We start from the raw sequence: 18201 nt of genomic DNA, 5'->3' as shown, positions 1-18201 counted from the left end.
TTATATTATTTATAATATTTATATTTAATAAATTTAATAGTAGATTATTATGTTAAATAATAAATTATATATTAAAACTTGGGGCTGTCAAATGAATGAATATGATTCATCTAAGATAGCCGATTTAATGAAATTAGAATTAAATTGTAAAATTACAAATTCTATAGAAAATGCTAATATTATTATATTAAATACATGTTCTATCAGAGAAAAAGCACAAGAAAAATTATTTCATCAATTAGGTAGATGGAAGAACTTAAAAAAATTGAATCCTAATATTATTATTGGTGTTGGAGGATGTGTTGCAGTACAAGAAGGTAAAAAAATATTAAATAGAGCTAATCATGTAGATATTATTTTTGGACCACAAACTTTACATAGAATTCCTATGATGATTAATAAAGTTCTTAAATTTAAAAAATATTTAATTGATATTAGTTTTCCAAAAATAGAAAAATTTAATTATTTTCCATTACCACAAAAAAAAAATATTAGTGAATTTATTACTATAATAGAAGGTTGTAATAAATACTGTACTTATTGTATTGTACCATATACAAGAGGAAAAGAAATAAGTAGACCTTATCAAGATATTATTTCTGAAATAAAAACTTTAACTATACAAGGAGTTAAAGAAATTCATTTATTAGGACAAAATGTTAATGCTTATAAATATGTAGATTTACAAGGAAACATTTATAATTTTTCAGTATTATTAAAAATGATTTCTAAAATTAAAAATATTAAAAGAATTAGATTTACTACTAGTCATCCACAAAATTTTTCAGAAGAATTAATTGAAACATATAAAAAAATACCTCAATTAGTTAGTTTTATTCATTTACCTGTACAAAGTGGTTCTAATAAAATTTTATCATTAATGAAAAGAAGATACAATATTATTGAATATAAAAATATCATAAATAAATTAAGAAATATTAGACCAAATATTCAAATTAGTTCAGATTTTATTGTTGGTTTTCCAGGAGAAACAAAAAATGATTTTTATAAAACTATTTCATTAATATTAGATATTGATTTTGATATGAGTTTTAGTTTTATATATTCTCCTAGACCTGGAACTCCTGCAAACAGATTAAATAATAATAATATTAGTGAATATGAAAAAAAACAAAGATTATATATATTACAATATTATATTAAACAACAAACAATAAAATTTAGTAAAAAAATGTTAAATACTATACAAACTATTTTAGTAGAAGGAATATCTCCTCAAAATAAACAATTTTTTTTTGGAAGAACAGAAAATAATAGAGTTGTTTTTTTTCAAAATAAATATAATTATATTGGAAAATTAGTTAATATAAAAATTACTGCTTTTTATTTATATTCTTTACATGGTAAATTTATTTCTGTAAGTGATAATAATTAATATTAATTTAAAATTATTTTTATAATTTTAAATTGATAATTTTAAATTAAAATTTATTAATAAATAATACATGAAAAAAATTACATTAAATTATAATAATTATTGTAAAAATAATAATAATTTACCTTTAAAAAATAATTTATATAATTGGTTAAATACTATTTTTTATAGTTATAAAAAAAAATTTATAATAAATATTTGTATTGTAGAAAAAAATATAATACGAAAACTTAATATAAAATTTTTAAATATTAATAAAACAACTAATGTTTTATGTTTTCCTTATGAAGATTATTTATCTAAAAAATTTCTTTTAGGAGATATTATTGTATGTAAAGAAATTATTGAATATGAAGCTTGTATATATAATAAAAAAATAGAAGAATACTGGGCTCATATGATTGTACATTCAAGTTTACATTTATTAAAATTTGATCATTTTTATGATAATGAAAAAAAAATAATGCAATTAGAAGAAATTAAATTACTTAATTTACTTGGATATTCTAATCCTTATAGTTAATTATATTTATATAAAATATATATTTAATTTAAATTTAAAAAAATAATTTTTATATTTGATAAATATAATTTCTATTATAATTTTATTTTAAATTAAAATTATTAATAATTTATTGTTTATAATTTATTATAATTTTGTTAATGTTTGTTATTTATAGATATGAAAAAAAATAAAATTAATTAGAAATTTATTAAGATTTAATATAACGAAATAATTTAAATAAAAGTATTCTTTAAATAATTTCAAAGTTTTAAAAATAAAATAAATATTATTTTAATTAAAAAATATATATTAAAATAATAAATACTATTTAAATATTATATTCTAATATAAATAATATTATTAATTTTATGCAGAAAAAAATAAAAAGTATATATAAATATGAAAAAAGAATATTTACCTAAAGAAATAGAATCATATGTACAAAAAGAATGGGAAATAAATAAAACATTTCAAGTTACTGAAGATAAAAATAAAAAAAAATTTTATTGTCTTTCTATGTTACCTTATCCTTCAGGAAAATTACATATGGGACATGTACGTAATTATACTATTGGAGATGTAATTGCTAGATATCAACGTATGTTAGGTAAAAATGTTTTACATCCTATTGGTTGGGATGCTTTTGGATTACCTGCTGAAATAGCAGCAATAAATAATAATGTAAAACCTAATATATGGACTAAAAATAATATTAGTTATATGAAAAAACAATTAAAATTATTAGGTTTTAGTTTTGATTGGAATAGAGAAATAACTACTTGTGATCCTAATTATTATCGTTGGGAACAATGGTTTTTTTTAAAATTATATAATCATGGATTAGTTTATAAAAAAATTTCATCTGTAAATTGGTGTCCAATTGATCAAACTGTATTAGCAAACGAACAAGTTCATAATAATTGTTGTTGGAGATGTAATAGTATTGTAACAAAAAAATCTATTTCTCAGTGGTTTCTTAAAATAACTAATTATGCTGAAGAATTATTAAATTCATTAAAAAAATTAAATGGTTGGCCTAAAAAAGTTAAAACCATGCAAATCAATTGGATAGGTAAAATAGAAGGATTAGAAGTAGATTTCTATATTTTTAATAGTAATTATAAAATAAAAGTTTTTATAAAAAATATTTATTATATTACTGATATTTGCTTTATAAAAATATTATTTAATCATCCTATATGTAAAAATTTTTCTTATATAAATACTAAAATTAATAATTTTATAAAATTATCTAATTTATTTTTAGAAAAAAATTCTGTTGAAAAATTATGTATTAATAGTGAATTGTTTGCTATTAATACAATAACAAAAAAAAAAATTCCTATATTTATAGTTAATAAAATTTATAATGATTATGATATTCAAGTTAGTATTGGATTACCTACTCATAATAAAGAAGATTTAATATTTGCTAAAAAATATAATATACCTATATTTTTAGATAAAAATATAGATTTTTTAATTGATAAAAATAATATTCAATTATTTGTTAATAATTTAATTAAACAAGGTATAGCAAAAAAAAAAAAATATTATCGTTTAAAAGATTGGAGTATTTCAAGACAAAGGTTATGGGGTACACCTATACCTGTAATTATATTAAATAATAAAAAAATTATTACTTTAACAGAAAAAGATTTACCAATATCATTTCCTAATAAAATATTTAATCAAAATAAAAAAGAAACTTATAGTGAAAAAATTAATAATAATTTAGATTGGTTTAAATATGATTTAAATGGTTTAAAAGGTATTAGAGAAACAGATACTTTTGATACTTTTATAGAATCTTCTTGGTATTATGCAAGATATACCTGCCCTAATTATAATAAATCAATATTAAATAAATCTGCTGTAAAATATTGGCTTCCTGTTGATCAATATATAGGTGGCATAGAACATGCTACTATGCATTTAATGTATTTTAGATTTTTTCATAAATTAATGAGAGATTTTAATTTATTAGATACTGATGAACCGGTAAAAAATTTATTATGTCAAGGAATGGTTTTAGCTGATTCATTTTATTATATAGATAAAAAAAATAAATATCATTGGATATCACCTGAAAATATTATTATAAAAAAAAGAGATAAAAATAATAATATTCTTGATGTCGAAGACAATACAGGTATGAAATTAGTATATAATGGAATGATTAAAATGTCTAAATCAAAAAATAATGGAGTAGATCCAGAAAATATAATAAAAAAATATGGTGCTGATGTTTTACGACTTTTTATAATGTTTGCTGCTCCACCTACTTTATCTTTAGAATGGAAAGAATCTGGAATTAAAGGAATGTCAAGATTTTTAAAAAAAATATGGAAATTTATTTATCAACATAATAAATTTAATTGTTATATAAAAAATATGAATAAAGAAAAAATTTATTCACAAATGAACATAAAACAAACATTATTACAAAATTATATAAATAAAATAATAATTAAAGTTTCAGATGATATTGAAAGAAGACAAGTTTTTAATACAGCAATAGCATCAATAATGTTATTATCAAATAAAATTATTAAATATGAAATTTCTGATACAAAAGATCATATTATCATTCATAATGCATTAATAGTTATTATTAAAATGTTGTATCCATTTACACCTCATTTTTGTTTTGTGTTATGGAAATACATGGGAAATAATAATAATATTGATTATGAAAATTGGCCTTTAATTATTAATACTAAATTAAAAATAAAAAATTTATTAAATATTATCGTACAACTTAATGGAAAAAAAAAATATATAATAAAAATACCGTATATTTATAAAAATTCTAAAGATAATATTAAAAAATATATATTTAATAATGATAAAATATCAAAATTAATATTAAATTATAATATAATTAAAACTATATATATACCAAATAAGATATTTAATATAGTTACTGAATAATAAAAATCTTTAAAATATTTTTTGTTAATGATATTATCATTATAATTAATGATTATTGAATATATAATATAATTATATAAATAATATTTTTTATGAACCAAATTTTAATAAAAAATACGAATGTTAATATTTATAAAAATAAATATAATTGTTATACAATAATTGGTAATGAACCTTTATTTATAAAACAAACTATTATTAATTTACGAAATCAAATAAAAATATTAAATTTTATAGAATATAATTCTATAATTATTGATAATAAAATTAAATGGAATTTAATTTTTAATCATTTTTTAGAAAAAAATTTTTTTTATAAAAAAAAAATAATTAATCTTATTTTTCTTGATAAAAAAATATTTATTAAATTTAAAAAAGAAATAAATTATTTTTTTAAAATTATTAATATTGATATTATATTAATTTTAGAAATTCATACAGATATTGCTATTACTTCAAATTTTATTTTTAAAATAATTAACAATAAATTATTTCTGTTAGTTATATGTAATAAATTAAATAATATACAATTAATTCATTGGACTAACCTTGAAATTAAAAAATTAAATTTATCGTTAGATGATTATAATTGTAAATTATTATGTTATTTATATGAAGATAATTTGACATTTTTATATCAGACTCTTAAAGATATATCTTTATTATATCCTAAAGAAAAAAATATTGATTCAAAAATTATTTTAAATATTACAAATAATTTTTTATTTATAAAATATTATGATTTAATTGATTCTATATTATTAGAAGAAAAACAACATAGTATTAATATATTAACAAAAATGAAATATGAAGGAATAAATCCTTTTATAATATTAAATAAAATAACAGATAATATTTTTATACTTTTAATCTTAAAAAGAAATATAAATAAGAGTAATTTTAATTTATTATTAGAAAAATTTTTAATACCTAAAAATAAATATATTATTTTAACGAATTTATTAAAAAAAATTACTCATAATAAATTATATTTATCAATTAAATTATTATTAGAAATAGAAATAAATATTAAAAGTTTTTTAATTAATGATTATATAAAAAAATATTTTTGGATAGATTTAGAAAAATTAATTTTATTAATTTCATAAAAGAAAATTACTAATTATAAATATAAAATATTAATTTTTATTAACAATTAAGGAAATAATTATCTAATGAAATTAGATTTAAAAAATTTTCAAAAAAACTCACAAATATCTCAAATTTTTTTTAAAAGAATAATAATATCATTAATAATTATTATATTCCTTTTATCTATTTTATTATTTAATTTATATAGTTTACAAATAAAAAATTTTAATTTTTATCAAAAAAAATCTAAACATAATTATATTAAATTATTACCTTTAGAACCTATAAGAGGATTAATCTATGATAGAAATGGAATAATATTAGCTATGAATAAAACTCATTATAAATTAATAATGATACCTCTTAAAATGAAAAATATTATAAAAAAAATAATAGAATTACAATCGATAATACATTTATCAAATAATGATATTGATTTATTTATAAAAGAATTAAAAAAAAATAGATTACGTCCAATAGTTTTAAAAAACGATTTAACTGATATAGAAATAGCAAAATTTATTCTAAATAAATATAAATTTCCAACTTTTTTTTTAAAAACTTATCAAAAAAGATTTTATCCTTATAGTAAGTTATGTGCTCATATTATTGGATATGTATCAACAATTAATATTGAAGATTTACAAAATTTAAAAAAACAACATATAAGAAATAATTATTTTGGTACTCAAAATATTGGTAAAGTAGGTATTGAAAAATATTATGAAAATATTTTACATGGAGTTACTGGATATAAAAAAATAGAAGTAAATAATAAAGGTTATATTATACGTCAAATTTCTCAAAAACTTCCATATTCAGGTTATGATATTATTTTAAATATAGATATAAAATTACAAAAATATATTTCATCATTAATTCCTAATAATGTACGTTCTGCTATTATTGTTAGTGATCCTAAAAATGGTAGTATTTTAGCTATGGTTTCTACTCCTAGTTTTAATCCAAATTTATTTATAAATGGTATTACTCAAAAAAATTTAAATATTTTATTAAATAATAAAAATAAACCATTAATTAATCGTGTTATTCAAGGAATATATCCTCCAGCATCAACAGTTAAACCATATATATCTATAGCTGCTTTAAAATTAAAATTAATAGATGAAAATACTATTATTTTTGATCCTGGATGGTGGATACTTCCTAAGTATAATACGTCTTATAAAGATTGGAAAAAAAATGGTCATGGTTATTTAAATATTATTAAATCATTAGAAGAATCAGCTGATACTTTTTTTTATCAAATAGCTTTTAATATGGGTATTAATAAATTACATCATTGGATGAAAAAATTTGGTTATGGAGAACTAACAGATATTGATTTATTTAATGAAAAACCAGGTAATTTACCAACACAAAAATGGAAGTTAAATCATATACAAGATATTTGGCGTCAAGGAGATACTATATCTGTAGGAATAGGACAAAGTTATTGGAATGTTACACCAATACAAATGATTAAAGCATTAATGATATTAATTAATAATGGTATTGTAAAACAACCTCATATTTTAAAAGAAATAAAAATAAATAATAAATATTATCCTTTTAAATTTAAACATTATCCTTCAATTAATAATATTCCTTATAAATATTGGTATTTAATAAAAATTGGGATGTATGGAGTAGCAAATCATCATAATGGTACTGTTTATAAAAGTTTTGCATCTTCAAAATATAAAATAGCTGCTAAATCTGGTACAGCACAAATTTTTAATTTAAGGAATAAAAATATACGTAATATTCATTTAATAAAAGAAAATTTAAGAGACCATAAACTTTTAATAGCTTTTGCTCCTTATGAAAATCCACAAATAGCTATTGTAATTATTATTGAAAATAATAATGGCTTATTCATAGGAAATATTATGAGAAAAATTTTTAATTATATTTTTTTACATGAGAAAGATTATCTAATACAATAATATATTTATAAATATAAAAATATGAAAAATAATAAATCATTAAAAAATTTTTTTACTTCAAAATTACATATAGATCTAATAATGTTAATATGTATTATATTAATTTTATTTATGAGTGTTATAGTTACATGGAGTGCTTCTGGAACAAATGATTATATATTGAAAAATAAATTAATACAAATATTATTAGGATTAATTTTAATGGTAATAGTTGCTCAAATACCCCCAAAATTTTTTAAACAATGGGCTTTTATATTATATTATATTTGTATTTTTTTATTAATTATTGTTTATATAACAGGATATAGTAGTAAAGGAGCACAAAGATGGTTAGATTTAGGATTAATAAAATTTCAACCATCAGAACTAATAAAAATAGTAATACCTTTAGTTATATCTAAGATAGTAAGTAAAAATATTTATCCTATTTCAATAAAAACATATTTTAAAACAATTATTTTAATTATTATTCCTACTATTCTTATAATTAATGAACCTGATTTAGGAACTGCTGTTTTAATTGATATTTCTGGATTGTTTATTTTATTTTTATCAGGTTTATCATGGAAAATTATTTTTAACAGTTTATTAATAATTTTAATAATGATGCCTATATTATGGTTTTTATTTATTCATGATTATCAAAAAGAAAGAATTTTTATGTTATTTCATCCTGAAAATGATCCTTTAAAAGCAGGATATCATATTATTCAATCTAAAATAGCTATTGGATCAGGAGGATTATTTGGAAAAGGATGGTTAAATGGAACTCAAAATCAATTAGAATTTTTACCTGAAAGATCTACAGATTTTATATTTGATGTTTTAGCAGAAGAATTTGGATTTACAGGTGTATTATTATTAATTAGTTTATATATGTTATTAATATTTCGAGGAATATTTTTGGCTTTAAAAACAGAAGATTTTTTTGGAAAAATTGTAATTAGTGGTATAATAATGGTATTATTTTTTTATGTTTTTATTAATATTAGTATGGTTAGTGGTTTATTACCTGTTGTGGGTATACCTTTGCCTTTATTTAGTTGTGGAGGATCATCTCTTATAGTAATTTTAACTAGTTTTGGTATTATAATGTCCATTCATACTCATAAAAAAAATTATACCTAAAAAATATATTTAAATAATAAAATAATTAATCTTTTATAAATAATTTTATATTCAATAATAAATATTATTTATACATAATATATATTATTATATAAATTTAAAATTAAATTTATGGATATTATTAATGAAAAAAATATTCAATTTTAGTCCAGGTCCATCAATGATTCCTCATAAAGTATTATTACAAGCACAAAATGAATTAATTAATTGGAATCACTTACATTTTTCAGTAATGGAAATTAGTCATCGAAATAAAGATTTTATTAATTTAGTTGAAGAATTTAAAAATAATTTACGTATATTAATGAATATTCCTAAAACATATAAAATATTATTTTGTCAGGGAGGTGCAAGAACACAATTTGCTGCTATTCCAATGAATTTATTAAATTATAATCAAAATGCTGATTATGCAAATATTGGATATTGGTCTTATAAAGCAGTAGAAGAAGCAAAAAAATATTGTATACCTCATATTATTAAGACTAAGAAAATAATTAATAATATTGTATATATAAAACCAATGATTGAATGGTTATTAAATAATAAATCAATATATATTCATTATTGTGCTAATGAGACTATAGAGGGTATTGCTGTAAACGAAGAACCTAATTTTAAAAATAAAATTGTTGTTGCAGATTTATCTTCTACTATACTTACAAAAGAAATTGATGTATCACGTTATGGAATAATATATGCCAGTACTCAAAAAAATATTGGTCCATCTGGTTTAACTGTTCTAATAATTAGAGATGATTTAATTATAAAACAAAATTATCGTAAAGAAATACCATCTGTTTTAAATTATAAAATTATTGCTGATAATAATTCAATGTTTAATACACCTCCAACATTTTCATTATATTTATCTAATTTAGTTTTAAACTGGTTAAAGAAAAAAGGTGGTGTTAAACATATTGATAAAATCAATCAAAAAAAAGCTAATTTATTATATTCAACTATAGATAATAGTAAAATATATACAAATAATATATCTATTAAAAATAGATCGTTAACAAATATTGTTTTTAACATTAATAAAAAAAACATAGAAAATATTTTTTTAAAAGAAGCAGAAATACAAGGATTATATTTTCTTAAGGGACATAGTATTTTAGGTGGTATAAGAGCTTCAATATATAATGCTATGCCTATAGAAGGAATAGAAACTTTAGTGAAATTTATGAATAGTTTTGAAAAAAAATATATATAAATGATATTATTAATAATATCATTTATATAAATAGAATTATTTATTATGAAAAATATTTTAACTTTAAAACCTATTAATAAAATTAATGGTTGTATTGAATTACCAGGATCTAAAAGTATTTCTAATAGAGTATTATTACTATCTGCTTTATCAAAAGGAAAAACTAAATTAATTAATTTATTAAATAGTGATGATATTAATTATATGCTTAATGCTTTAAGATTATTAGGTATTAAATATACTTTATCAAACAATAATACTATTTGTAATATTATAGGTAATAATGAATTTTTTAAATATAATAAAAAATTAACATTATTTTTAGGTAATGCTGGTACCGTTATAAGACCACTAACTGCTCTTTTATCTTTAAATCATAATTGTGATATTATATTAACTGGTGAACCACGTATGTTAGAAAGACCTATTGGACATCTTATAGAGTCTTTACGCAGTGGTGGTGCTAAAATAGAATATTTAAATAATGAAAATTATCCTCCGATTCATTTAAAAGGAGGATTTACAGGAATAAATAATATTAAAATAGAAGGATCAATATCTAGTCAATTTTTAACTTCATTATTAATAGTTTGTCCTTTATTAAAAATAGATACTTCAATTTTTATAAAAAGAAAATTAGTTTCTAAACCATATATTGATATAACAATTAAATTGATGAAGATTTTTGGTGTTAATATATATAATAATAATTATTCTCATTTTATTATTCGTGGAAATCAAAAATATTTTTCTCCAGGAGAATATATAATTGAAGGTGATGCATCATCTGCTTCATATTTTTTAGCTGCAGCTGCTATTAAAGGAGGAACAGTTAAATTAATTAATATCAATAAAAATAGTATTCAAGGAGATATTAAATTTATTAATGTATTAGGAAGTATGGGAGCAAAAGTACATAATGGAAAAAATTATGTTTCTTGTTCTCGTAATAAATTAAATTGTATTAATATGGATATGAATCATATTCCTGATACTGCAATGACTATAGCAGTAACTAGTTTATTTGCTAAAGGAACAACTATTATTAAAAATATTTATAACTGGCGTGTTAAGGAAACTGATCGTATAACTGCTATGGTTAATGAATTACGTAAAACTGGAGCTTTTATAATAGAAGGAAAAGATTATATTATTATTACTCCACCTAAGAATATAAAAAGTACTATTATTGAAACTTATAATGATCATAGAATGGCAATGTGTTTTTCATTGTTATCTTTATCTACTAAATTAGTACACATTATAAATCCTAGTTGTATTAGAAAAACATATCCTAATTATTTTAAAGAATTAAAAAAAATTAGTTATTATTAAATAATAATTTAAAGTTAATTAATTATAAAATTAAATTATAAAAATAATTTTTTTTTATAAATTAATAATTATATGTATAGTTGCAGTAAAATATTATTGATGTTAAATTTAAACAAATTATTTAATTTTTTTATTAATATATTAAAAGATTAAATCTATAAATTATATTTTATATTTATAAAATTTTTCTATAATTTTAATTTACTTCTCATAATATGGATTATATGAGTTTTTTAAAAAAATAATACTTAATAGGATTTAAGTTGATATTTATTTAATATATTCGAAGTTATCAATATGACTGAATGTTTTTCTCAATTATTTGAAAAATCTTTACAAAATAATATTATTAATATAGGTTCTATAATTACTGGAATTATTATTTCTATTGAAAAAGATATTGTATTAGTAGATGCAGGTTTGAAATCTGAATCTTCTATTCCTATAGAACAATTTAAAAACTCTCAAGGAAATATTGAAATTAAAGTAGGAGATAAAGTAGATGTTGCACTAGATGCTATAGAAGATGGATTTGGAGAAACAATATTATCTAGAGAAAAAGCTAAAAGACATGAAGCATGGTTAATATTAGAAAAATCATATAATAATACCAGTAATATTACTGGTATTATTACTGGAAAAGTTAAAGGAGGTTTTACTGTAGATTTAAATGGGATTAGAGCTTTTTTACCTGGTTCTTTAGTAGATATTAGACCAATAAGAGATACTTTTCATTTAGAAGGAAAAGATTTAGATTTTAAAGTTATTAAATTAGATCAAAAACGTAATAATGTAGTTGTTTCTAGAAAAGCAGTAATAGAATCTGAAAATAGTGCTGAAAGAAATCAATTATTAGATACTTTACATGAAGGTATAAAAATTAAAGGTTTAGTTAAAAATCTTACTGATTATGGAGCTTTCGTAGATTTAGGTGGAGTTGATGGGTTATTGCATATTACTGATATGGCATGGAAAAGAGTAAAACATCCTAGTGAAATTGTTAATATAGGAGAAGAAATTTTTGTTAAAGTATTAAAATTTGATAAAGAAAAAACTAGAGTTTCATTAGGATTAAAACAATTAGGTGAAGATCCATGGGTATCTATTGCTAAACGTTATCCTGAAAATAAAAAAGTAATAGGAAGAGTAACTAATTTAACAGATTATGGATGTTTTGTTGAAATATCGGAAGGAATAGAAGGATTAGTACATATATCTGAAATGGATTGGACTAATAAAAATATTCATCCTTCAAAAGTAGTTAAAGTTAATGATAAAGTAGAAGTTATGGTATTAGATATTGATGAAGAAAGAAGAAGAATTTCTTTAGGATTAAAACAATGTACTATTAATCCATGGTTAAATTTTTCAGAAAATCATAATAAAGGTGATAAAGTAAAAGGTAAAATAAAATCTATAACAGATTTTGGGATTTTTATTGGTTTAAATGGAGGTATTGATGGTTTAGTTCATTTATCAGATCTATCTTGGATAAATAATGGTGAAGAAGAAGTACGTAATTATAAAAAAGGAGATGAAATTACAGCTATAGTTCTTCAAGTAGATTCTGAAAGAGAAAGGATATCTTTAGGAATTAAACAATTAATTGAAGATCCATTGAATAATTATATTGTAGCTCAAAAAAAAGGAAATATTGTTAGTGGTAATATTATTAGTATTGATCCTAAAATAATATTCATAAAATTTTCAGATGGAATTTTAGGAAATATAAAATTATCTGATCAAGTAAATTGTAAAATTGAAAATTTTATTAAATATTTTAAGGTAACAAATAATATTGAAGGTAAAATAATTAATATTGACAGAAAAAATAGATTAGTAAATCTTTCTATTAAATTTAAAGAGACAGAGAATAATATTTTAAAAAAAGATAAAGAGAAAATTTCTTTTGCTAATGCTATGACTGAAGCTTTTAAAGCTGCCAAATGTGAATAAACTTTATTCATGAAAAAACAAATTAATAATTTTCCTAAAAAATAGGATATATTAATGACTAAGTCTGAATTAGTTAATAATTTAATATTAGAAAATAAAAATAATAAAATTCCAATTAATATTATTAAAAATATGGTAGAAGAAATATTGTGTTGTATGATTTTAAATATTTCCCAAGGACATAGAATAGAAATTAGAGGATTCGGTAGTTTTACTTTATATTATAAAGCTTCAAGAATAGGACGTAATCCTAAAACTGGTAGTTTATTACAATTAAAATCTCGATATATCATACATTTTAAACCAGGAAAAAAACTAAAAGAACAAATAAATTTTAAATTAAATTAAAATATTTATTTATATTTTTTTACATACATAATGAATTATATAATTATACCGGTAACTAATTTTCTTCAAAATTGTTGTATAATATGGTGTTCTACTACTTTACATGCAGCAATAATTGATCCTGGAGGAGAACATAATAAAATTATAGATACTTTAATTAAATATAAATTATCTGTAAAAAAAATATTAATAACTCATGGTCATTTAGACCATATTGGTTCTGCATTTATATTATCTAATATATATAAAATACCTATTTTAGGACCTCATAAAAAAGATAATTTTTGGATAAAAAATATTACTTTTCAAAAAAAAATTTTTCAAATTCCTAGTTGTACTTTTATAAAAAATATATGGTTAAAAAATAATAATCAAATTTTCATAGGTAATATTTTATTAAAAGTATATCACTGTCCAGGTCATACTCCTGGACATATAGTTTTTTTTAATAAATCAAATAATCTTTTATTATCAGGAGATGTAATTTTTAAAAAAAGTATTGGTAGAACTGATTTGCCATTAAGTAATTATAATGATTTAATTAATTCTATAAAACAAAAGATATTACCATTAGGTAATAATGTAATTATTATTCCAGGACATGGACCTATAACTACTATAGGTTATGAAATATTAAATAATCCATTTTTATAAAAAATTATTAAAATAACTTAAAATACTAACTAACTATCTATTAAAATTAATAATAATTATTAGATAGTTAATTAGTTTTTATAATATTTAAAATAATAAATTTTTTATTATATTAAAAATGATATGTTAAACCTAAACCAAACATGTTTTTATTTGGTATTCTACCACTTAGTACATAATCAGTATCATTTAATAAACTAATTTTATATCCTAAATAAGCTAAAAAATTTTTACTAAAAGAATAAGTAGTACCAATAGTTAAATATTTAGCTAAATCAATTTGTCCAGCAGCGTAATCTACTCCTGGTGGAATATTATATCCTTGTGATTGTAAATATGATATTGAAGCTTTTATATTATCATTAAAAGTATATTGACCTAAAATTTCTAAACTTTTAGTCTTATTAGCTAATAAGTATTCATAATTAGTATGATATCTTACTGAGTTATTAGTTTCACTAAAAACAGTTGATAAATAAATATTTTTTTTATTATATTTTATACCTAATGCATAAGCATTAGACATTTTTTTATTATTATGTACTTTTTTTAATTTTTTTTCTGGTTTTTTAAATTTATTTAGTTTATTTTTTTTTGAAAAATAAGAATTTCCATAGAAGTATTTAGCAAATGATGAATTAGGATCTGGATTACTATAAGAAGAAAAATAAGATCCAATAACATTAATTCCAAAACCTAAATTATATTCAATTGAAGTTCCCCAACCTTGACCATTTTGTTCTATTTTATTAAAATTATTATTTCCTTGATATTGTAAAGCAATATTTAATCCATCAAAACCAAAAAAATTATTGTTTCGGTATGTTGTTAAATTATTTGCTCTACCAAACATAAAACTATCATTAGTATAATATATTGCTTTATCAAACATAGGAAATTTTTTTATGTATGAAATAGTATCATATAATATACCATAATTTCTACCATAACTTATAGTTATATCATTATATTGTAATCCTAAAAATCCTAGGTGTATTATGGGATAATTAGTACTAGATTCAGGTTTATTTATTTGTATAGTATATTCAACTTGTCCAAATGCTTTAAAATTATTACTAATAATTGTAGTACCTTTTAATCCTAAATCAAAATTATATTTTTCTACACTTTTTGTTGATTTAGCTTCTTTTTTAGTAATAATATTATTTACATCTAGATTTCCATATAAATCTAATGTTTGATCATTTTTATTATAAATTTCATTAGCATATACAATGTTAAATAATAATAAAAATGGTATGAATATTTTTAATATATTAAATTTCATAATTATCCTCGATAATATATTTTTTATAATATTTATTAATTATTTAAATATATTTATATTAATAATATTACTTTATTTTTTTAATTCAGAAAACTAATATTTAATTTTATTTATAATGTTTTAATTTATAATAGACTTAATTAAAATTTAGCATTATATGGAGTTCTTGGAAACGGAATAATTTCTCTAATATTACAAGATCCTGTAATATATGCTATAAATCTTTCAAATCCTAAACCAAATCCAGAATGTATAACAGTACCGTATTTTCTTAAATCACGATACCACCAATAATCTTTTTTATTTAATTTTAATTCATTAATTCTATTATCTAGAATATTTATTCTATGTTCTCGTTGAGAACCACCTATAATTTCTCCTATATCTGGAAATAATACATCCATAGAAGCAACTGTTTTTTTATCATTATTAAGATACATATAAAAAGCTTTTATTTCTTTTGGGTAATTATATACTATTACTGGTCCATCAAAATATTTATTAGTTAAATATTTTTCATGTTCTATAGATAAATCTTTGCCCCATATTATTTGATTTTTGAATTTTTTTCCATTTTTTATTAAAATTTTAATGACACTATTATAATCAATAATTATAAATTTATTTAATATAATTTTATTAATTTTATTAATTAAATTAATTTTTTTTATCTTTGACAAAAAATTAATTTCATCTATATGATTATTTAAAAATTTTTTACATAAATGTTTTAATAATTTTTCAGATAAATTAATAATATTTTTTAAATTTGCAAATGACATTTCTATTTCTAACATCCAAAACTCAGCTAAATGTCGATTAGTATTAGAATTTTCTGCTCTAAAAGTAGGTCCAAATGTATATACTTTAGACATAGAACATGCATATGATTCTAAATTTAATTGTCCAGATACAGTTAAAAAAGATTCTTTACCAAAAAAATCTTTTTTAAAATTTATTGTTTGATATTTATCTAAAAATAATTTTTTAAAATTTAAAGTAGAAACTCTAAACATTTTACCTGATCCTTCAGTATCTAAAGTAGTAATTAATGGAGTATTAATCCAAAAAAAATTATTTTTATGAAAAAAATTATGAATATATAAAGCTATATTATGTTTTATTCTAGTAATACTACTAATTAATTTAGTACGTGAACGTAAATGAGATACTTCTCTTAAATATTCTAAACTATGTTTTTTAGGTGTAATAGGATATCTTTCAGGATTTTTAACCCATCCTAAAATTTTTATTTGTGAAGCTTGTATTTCATAATTTTGTAATTTTTTAGGAGATTTTACTAATTTTCCTATAACAATTAAAGAACAACCACTAGTTATTAATAATATTTCTTTTTTATAATTATCTAATGATGAATTAGCTATAATTTGAATATCATTAATACATGAACCATCATATAAAACAATAAAAGTTATTCCTATTTTAGAATGTCTTTTTGTACGAACCCATCCACCTATAGTTATTTCACTATTAACTTTAATTTTATCTTTTATTAATTGAGAAATACTAGAAACTAAAATCATAATTTTTTCTCTTTATTTCAATTTTATCTTATAGAATTTAAATTTATAAAAATTAAATTTTTAAAATATTACGGGCATTTTTTTCTGTATATATTTGTAGTGATTTAAAATCCTCATTTCTTATATATGCTATATTTTGTAAAAGATAATATAAAAATAATGGTTCATTTCTATTTTTTATTATATTGTAATAATGATTATTTTGTATTTTTTTAAATGATAAAAAAGGAGAATCTGTTTCTGTTAATAAATAATCTTGTGGTATTAATTTAAGATCATTGATGGATGATGATCTATATTGTTTATTAAAAAACAATCCAGATATACCTATAGCTAAATTCATAGATAAACATTGTTCTAATTCATATTTATTACCAGAAAAACAATGAATTATTGATTGAGGAATTTTACTAATCCAAGGAGATAATTCTTTAATAAAAATATGAAAAGCATTACGACAATGTAAAAATACTGGCATAAATAAACTTGATGCTAATTCTAATTGTGCATTAAAAGCAAATAATTGTTCTTTTATAGAAGATTTATTTCTATAAAAATCTAAACCACATTCTCCTATAGCTACTACTTTTTTTTTAGATGTCATAGAATAAATATTCTTAATTGTATCTTCTTTCCATAAACTAGCATAATGAGGATGAACTCCTACAGTAGACCAACAATAATTATTATATTTTTTAACAATGGTATATGCACGGTAACTATCAATAATATTAGATCCTATAACTAACATACCATTTATTCCTTTATTTACTGCTCTATCAATAACTAAATTAAGATCTTTATTAAATTGTACGTGAGTTAAGTTAACACTAATATCAAACATTATTTAATATCC

General features: G+C 19.2%; 14 protein-coding genes. 11 read left to right on the top strand and 3 right to left on the bottom strand.

Annotated features, from left to right (window positions below; all coding sequences use genetic code 11):
* Positions 1 to 49 precede the first annotated feature (49 nt).
* The 11 genes from miaB to GJT84_RS01575 all read left to right on the top strand — a co-directional run bounded on the left by miaB (position 50) and on the right by GJT84_RS01575 (position 14513).
* Entirely contained in the window at positions 50 to 1396 is a 1347-nt protein-coding gene (gene miaB, locus GJT84_RS01625) for a tRNA (N6-isopentenyl adenosine(37)-C2)-methylthiotransferase MiaB (protein WP_168867198.1), read from the top strand.
* A 70-nt stretch (positions 1397 to 1466) separates the two neighbouring features.
* Positions 1467 to 1919, top strand: coding sequence for an rRNA maturation RNase YbeY (ybeY, locus tag GJT84_RS01620; RefSeq protein WP_168867197.1), 453 nt, complete (start codon positions 1467 to 1469; stop codon positions 1917 to 1919).
* 381 nt (positions 1920 to 2300) lie between these two features.
* Positions 2301 to 4835, top strand: coding sequence for a leucine--tRNA ligase (leuS, locus tag GJT84_RS01615; protein WP_168867196.1), 2535 nt, complete (start codon positions 2301 to 2303; stop codon positions 4833 to 4835).
* Positions 4836 to 4927: 92 nt separating this feature from the next.
* Positions 4928 to 5944 carry a DNA polymerase III subunit delta gene (gene holA / locus GJT84_RS01610; protein WP_168867195.1) on the top strand — a complete coding sequence of 339 codons (1017 nt, stop codon included), beginning with the start codon at positions 4928 to 4930 and terminating at the stop codon, positions 5942 to 5944.
* A 66-nt stretch (positions 5945 to 6010) separates the two neighbouring features.
* Entirely contained in the window at positions 6011 to 7876 is a 1866-nt protein-coding gene (gene mrdA, locus GJT84_RS01605; RefSeq protein ID WP_168867194.1) for a penicillin-binding protein 2, read from the top strand.
* A 21-nt stretch (positions 7877 to 7897) separates the two neighbouring features.
* Positions 7898 to 9004 carry a rod shape-determining protein RodA gene (rodA, locus tag GJT84_RS01600; RefSeq protein WP_168867193.1) on the top strand — a complete coding sequence of 369 codons (1107 nt, stop codon included), beginning with the start codon at positions 7898 to 7900 and terminating at the stop codon, positions 9002 to 9004.
* A 124-nt stretch (positions 9005 to 9128) separates the two neighbouring features.
* Positions 9129 to 10220, top strand: a complete 1092-nt coding sequence (serC, locus tag GJT84_RS01595) for a 3-phosphoserine/phosphohydroxythreonine transaminase (RefSeq protein ID WP_168867192.1) — start codon at positions 9129 to 9131, stop codon at positions 10218 to 10220.
* 45 nt (positions 10221 to 10265) lie between these two features.
* Complete coding sequence (gene aroA, locus GJT84_RS01590) at positions 10266 to 11555, top strand: 3-phosphoshikimate 1-carboxyvinyltransferase (protein WP_168867191.1); 1290 nt, start codon at positions 10266 to 10268, stop codon at positions 11553 to 11555.
* 297 nt (positions 11556 to 11852) lie between these two features.
* The gene (gene rpsA / locus GJT84_RS01585; protein ID WP_168867190.1) at positions 11853 to 13511 is read left to right on the top strand and encodes a 30S ribosomal protein S1; all 1659 of its coding nucleotides are present in this window, start codon (positions 11853 to 11855) and stop codon (positions 13509 to 13511) included.
* 54 nt (positions 13512 to 13565) lie between these two features.
* Positions 13566 to 13859: an HU family DNA-binding protein gene (locus GJT84_RS01580; RefSeq protein ID WP_168867189.1), complete on the top strand. Its 294-nt coding sequence runs from the start codon at positions 13566 to 13568 to the stop codon at positions 13857 to 13859.
* Positions 13860 to 13889: 30 nt separating this feature from the next.
* The gene (locus tag GJT84_RS01575; protein ID WP_168867188.1) at positions 13890 to 14513 is read left to right on the top strand and encodes an MBL fold metallo-hydrolase; all 624 of its coding nucleotides are present in this window, start codon (positions 13890 to 13892) and stop codon (positions 14511 to 14513) included.
* A 112-nt stretch (positions 14514 to 14625) separates the two neighbouring features.
* Here the strand turns inward: GJT84_RS01575 and GJT84_RS01570 are convergent, their stop codons facing one another.
* From GJT84_RS01570 to GJT84_RS01560, 3 genes are all read right to left on the bottom strand, one after another.
* The gene (locus GJT84_RS01570) at positions 14626 to 15801 is read right to left on the bottom strand and encodes a porin (protein WP_168867187.1); all 1176 of its coding nucleotides are present in this window, start codon (positions 15799 to 15801) and stop codon (positions 14626 to 14628) included.
* Between the two features lie 140 nt (positions 15802 to 15941).
* Positions 15942 to 17342, bottom strand: coding sequence for an asparagine--tRNA ligase (gene asnS / locus GJT84_RS01565; RefSeq protein ID WP_168867364.1), 1401 nt, complete (start codon positions 17340 to 17342; stop codon positions 15942 to 15944).
* Positions 17343 to 17397: 55 nt separating this feature from the next.
* Positions 17398 to 18189, bottom strand: coding sequence for a TatD family hydrolase (locus GJT84_RS01560; RefSeq protein WP_168867186.1), 792 nt, complete (start codon positions 18187 to 18189; stop codon positions 17398 to 17400).
* Positions 18190 to 18201 lie beyond the last annotated feature (12 nt).

Origin of the sequence: Enterobacteriaceae endosymbiont of Plateumaris sericea (genome assembly GCF_012562605.1) — a bacterium.
In the GTDB taxonomy this organism is placed as follows: domain Bacteria; phylum Pseudomonadota; class Gammaproteobacteria; order Enterobacterales; family Enterobacteriaceae.
The sequence above is the reverse complement of the archived record's forward strand: the minus strand, read 5'-3'. Positions and strand labels throughout refer to the sequence as shown.

Coding starts and splice junctions, on each gene's coding strand:
- GJT84_RS01580 (WP_168867189.1), top strand. CDS start 13,566: ATGACTAAGTCTGAATTAGTTAATAATTTAATATTAGAAAATAAAAAT.
- holA (WP_168867195.1), top strand. CDS start 4,928: ATGAACCAAATTTTAATAAAAAATACGAATGTTAATATTTATAAAAAT.
- aroA (WP_168867191.1), top strand. CDS start 10,266: ATGAAAAATATTTTAACTTTAAAACCTATTAATAAAATTAATGGTTGT.
- ybeY (WP_168867197.1), top strand. CDS start 1,467: ATGAAAAAAATTACATTAAATTATAATAATTATTGTAAAAATAATAAT.
- mrdA (WP_168867194.1), top strand. CDS start 6,011: ATGAAATTAGATTTAAAAAATTTTCAAAAAAACTCACAAATATCTCAA.
- rpsA (WP_168867190.1), top strand. CDS start 11,853: ATGACTGAATGTTTTTCTCAATTATTTGAAAAATCTTTACAAAATAAT.
- serC (WP_168867192.1), top strand. CDS start 9,129: ATGAAAAAAATATTCAATTTTAGTCCAGGTCCATCAATGATTCCTCAT.
- rodA (WP_168867193.1), top strand. CDS start 7,898: ATGAAAAATAATAAATCATTAAAAAATTTTTTTACTTCAAAATTACAT.
- leuS (WP_168867196.1), top strand. CDS start 2,301: ATGAAAAAAGAATATTTACCTAAAGAAATAGAATCATATGTACAAAAA.
- GJT84_RS01575 (WP_168867188.1), top strand. CDS start 13,890: ATGAATTATATAATTATACCGGTAACTAATTTTCTTCAAAATTGTTGT.
- GJT84_RS01560 (WP_168867186.1), bottom strand. CDS start 18,189: ATGTTTGATATTAGTGTTAACTTAACTCACGTACAATTTAATAAAGAT.
- GJT84_RS01570 (WP_168867187.1), bottom strand. CDS start 15,801: ATGAAATTTAATATATTAAAAATATTCATACCATTTTTATTATTATTT.
- miaB (WP_168867198.1), top strand. CDS start 50: ATGTTAAATAATAAATTATATATTAAAACTTGGGGCTGTCAAATGAAT.